4 protein-coding genes are annotated in these 3,733 nt (G+C 57.9%); 3 read left to right on the top strand and 1 reads right to left on the bottom strand.

The window, feature by feature from the left end; translation table 11 throughout:
* Positions 1 to 355, bottom strand: a 355-nt coding sequence (locus ACIQ36_RS19165) for a hypothetical protein (protein ID WP_395832339.1), incomplete at its 3' end; no start/stop codon positions are given.
* 139 nt (positions 356 to 494) lie between these two features.
* Here ACIQ36_RS19165 and ACIQ36_RS19160 point away from each other — a divergent pair.
* The 3 genes from ACIQ36_RS19160 to ACIQ36_RS19150 form a co-directional block, all read left to right on the top strand.
* Positions 495 to 2,558: a hypothetical protein gene (locus tag ACIQ36_RS19160; protein ID WP_395832337.1), complete on the top strand. Its 2,064-nt coding sequence runs from the start codon at positions 495 to 497 to the stop codon at positions 2,556 to 2,558.
* An 81-nt stretch (positions 2,559 to 2,639) separates the two neighbouring features.
* Positions 2,640 to 3,188, top strand: coding sequence for a phage GP46 family protein (locus ACIQ36_RS19155; protein WP_395832336.1), 549 nt, complete (start codon positions 2,640 to 2,642; stop codon positions 3,186 to 3,188).
* A 2-nt stretch (positions 3,189 to 3,190) separates the two neighbouring features.
* The coding region (locus ACIQ36_RS19150; protein ID WP_395832334.1) for a baseplate J/gp47 family protein at positions 3,191 to 3,733 on the top strand (543 nt) is incomplete at its 3' end.

Here is a 3,733-nt window from a genome sequence, read left to right as displayed (position 1 = left end):
ACCGGCTTGTCCGGATAATAAAATCTTCCTCCGAATTGCGTCGAAGATCTTTTTTACGTTGCTCAGTAAACTCAACAATTTTTGCTGATGATCCATAATTTCCAGATAAAATAGATATGAAAAAAAATAAAGCACTCGGAGCGTCTCTGCAATAGAACTCAATATCACCGGAGTGGTTTTTGGGAGGTAAATTTCTCAATTTATCATCTAGTACTCCTATTATTTTTCTAATATCCATGATTTCATTTTTTGATTTGTTGGAAAAATTTCTTTTTATTTCTCTGTAATAATCATCTAATTCATAAAAAATATTACGAGCAGATCGAATGGTCTGCAATCGCTCTTTCAAGGTCATTTCTTGAGCTTGGAGAGGAGGGGGATCAAGAGCCCCAAAATAACTCCTATCGTGAGATATTTGTTTAGCATTTTAAGCCTTTTTACTTGCCTAGGAAATTGACCTCCAGGCTCCCAACAACACCAAAAAGGAGAGTATCATGGAACTCATGTCATCTGAATCCACGTCTGCTGATATCTTGGCGGCCGCGTTGAAAACCAGTTTCGCGCCGCTTATCGGCTTTCAACGCGATATTCAGCGCCTGACCCAAGGAATTGCAGAGTTTCGGCAGGATTTAAAAGCCAGTCTGGGGCAAACCAGTCAAATTCTGAACGAGGGTCTCAAGGTTTCATCCGAGGTTATCAGCAACCTGCGGGACGTGTTGAAAGAGGGTGGAAAACTGACCCTCGATTTTGATCGGATCATGACGGATATCAAGATTGACCGGAACTACACCGCCGCTCAAACCGCTACGGTCCAGGAACGTATCAACAACCTCGCCCAATCAACAGGCCGTACCAATGGTGAAATTGCTCAAATCATCAAAGCTAATCTGGACAAAATGGGTGACGGTTTTCTTGAGGCCGTAAGGGGCGAGTCCGTTCTGGAAAAGATGGCAAGCAACGCGGCACGGGCCGCGACGGCTTATTCGTTCGAGCCAACGGATTTGGGGAATTTAGTTTCGACGGCAGTGGGGCGAAGTAATGTAAAGGGGGCTGACCAGCTTCTCGTACCGTTGATTCTCGCGCAGACGGCTCAGGACGCGAATATTACGCCGAAGCAACTCCAGTCAGGCTTACCGCGTTTTCAGGATAGTGTGCAAGGGGTTGGCCTCACCGGAATTAATTCTTTGGTTGAGTATGGAAGCCTTGCTGTAACTGCCAAGGGTTATGCAAGCGATTGGACGAACCGGAATGTATTGATTACCAGCTTTATTGAGAAGCTAAAAGCCGGTCGTCTACAAGATAATCGCAGTATCGCGGCGATTATGGCGGAGGCTGCGCGCAAAGGGGAAAGCCCCGCGCAGGCGGCTCTGGCTGCGCTGGCGGCAGAAAATGGAGGTGGCCAAGCCAGCCTTGCCAAGATATTCGGACAGGGGACGCGGGATCAGTTTTTTGCTGAATACCTTATAAAAAACCGGGAAAATTTTGCGGAGTCGGCATTTTCACTTCAGCGGGATTCGGGAAAAAGGGTTAATGATGCCTATTCGCTGCGGCGGAATTCCGCCAGCGGCGGTGCGGATGAAGCAGGCCGATCAGGCGATCGTTTGGCGCTTTCCTTAACGCAAGGTTTGGTGCCCGCCATCGAGCAGGCGACGCGAGCATTGACTGACTGGACCAATGATCTTTCTGGAAAAGCCCGCAGCAATCCAGAACTGACGACCGCGTTGGTTGGGACAGGCTTGGCGGGTCTTGCTGCCATTTATGGGGGCTATAAGGCTAAACAGGGGGCCGATACGGTTCGGGGCTGGTTCGGAAAAGGCACAAAAGAAGGTGGGGCGCTATCCCTCGATAGTCTGCTCTCCGGCAAGCTGACGAATCCCCTGCCGGTCTATGTGGTCAATCTGCCGGGGATGGGGTTTGAAGGGCGGGGGTTGACGCCGGTGCTGGATGCGTTCGGTCCCAATCGCAAAGGGGCGGCTAAGCCGCCGGGGGGCGGGGCGGTGTCGGCGGGGGTGCTGGGCGATGTGATGGGCGAGACGCGGGCACCGCTCTCCCCAGCGCGCCGGGGGCTCGGCGGGCTGCTGGGCCGGGTGTTCCGCCCGCTCGGGATGATCGACGATGCGGTGTCGGTGGTCTCGGCGGCCCAGCGCGGCGATGCCGCCGGGGTGGGGCGCGGGGTTGGCTCGGGGCTCGGCGGCATGGGGGGCGCGATGCTGGGGGCCTCGCTCGGCAGTGTTGTGCCGATTTTCGGAACCCTGCTGGGCGGGCTCGCGGGCGGAGTGCTGGGCTCGATGGGCGGCGGCTCGCTGCTGGAGGGGTTGATGGGGAGGGGTGGGCGTTCGGCGGTCGAACCGCTCCCGCCGCTGACCCCGCGCACCCCGCCTTTGGATACAAAAGCCGATCATCCTGCCGACGATTTGCGCCGCCTGACCATCGATCTGAACATCACCGGCCTGCCCAGCGGCGCAACGGCCGATGCCCGCAGCCAGTGGGATAAGTTCAACGAGGCCGCCTATTGCGGCGTGACGATTCGCAATACGCGCTCGCTCGTGCGGATTTAGTTTTTCCATTCTTTCATGAGGCTTTTGATGCCCGACATTACCACGCGCTAGGATTCTTCCCGGTTTCGCGGCGACTGGGCTTTGCTGCCCCCGGCGCTGCTGGCGGAGTGTGATCTCTTCACCTCCGTTCTCATTTCCCTTTTCACCCACCGCCGCGCGCTGGATGACGATGTGCTGCCCGACGATTTGACCGGGCCGGGGTTGGCTGAACCCATTCGGCTTTCGGGCGACCGGCGCGGCTGGTGGGCGGATAGTTTTTTGCCGCAGCCAATTGGCTCGCGGCTGTGGCTGCTGTCGCGCGAGAAGCAGATGCAATCGGTGGTCAGCCGGGCCAAGCTCTATGCCGAGGAGGCGCTGGCCTGGCTGGTCGAGGATGGCGTCGCCGAGCGGGTGAAGGTCAACGCCTTCATTCCGCGTGAAGAATGGCTAACGCTGGAGATCCAACTCTATCGCCCGAAGAAGGCCAATTTTTCAATCCGCTTCGATTGGGCGTGGCAGGGGATTGAGTTCTGCTTGCCTGCCGAAGGCGCGGGCGCACCGCCGCCTGCGGCCAAGGTGGCCGTGACCTTCGACAGCACCCGCGTCGATTTCTCGCTGACATCCCTTAATTTCGATCTCACGGGAGGCTGAGAATGCCTAACGCTAATTCCTTGGGCCTCGTGCGCCCGGCGATTGACGATTTATTGCGTCAGGCCGAAGCCGAGATTAACGCGCGCTTGCCGGGGGCCGATAGCCGCTTGCGCTGGAATAATCTATCGGTCATCGCTGCCGTGCTCGCGGGGGGCTTGCACGAGGTCTATGGCTATCTCGACGGGATCGCCGAAGCCGTGCTGCCGGATCGGGCCACGGGCGAGGTGCTGGAACGGCACGCGGCCTGGCGCGGTCTCTTACGCAAACCCGCAACGCCCGCGGCTGGGAGCGTAACGGTTACGGGCCTATCGGGCTCCGTCATTCCCGCCGGCGCGCGGCTGCTGCGCGGGGATCGGGCGGAATATTCGGTCGAACAGGCCGCGCTGATTGCCACCGATGGCACGGGGACGATCTCCGTCGAAGCGCTCACCCTGGGCGCGGCGGGCAATGCTCAGCCGGGCACGGAACTTCGCTTCGTCTCGCCGGTCGCAGGCGTTGCCGCAGCGGGAACGGTCGGGGCCTTGGGCCTCGGCGGCGGCGCGGAG

The sequence above is a fragment of the Elstera sp. genome, from assembly GCF_044372965.1.
Taxonomy (GTDB): Bacteria; Pseudomonadota; Alphaproteobacteria; order Elsterales; family Elsteraceae; genus Elstera.
This window is presented reverse-complemented; position numbering and strand designations above follow the sequence as displayed.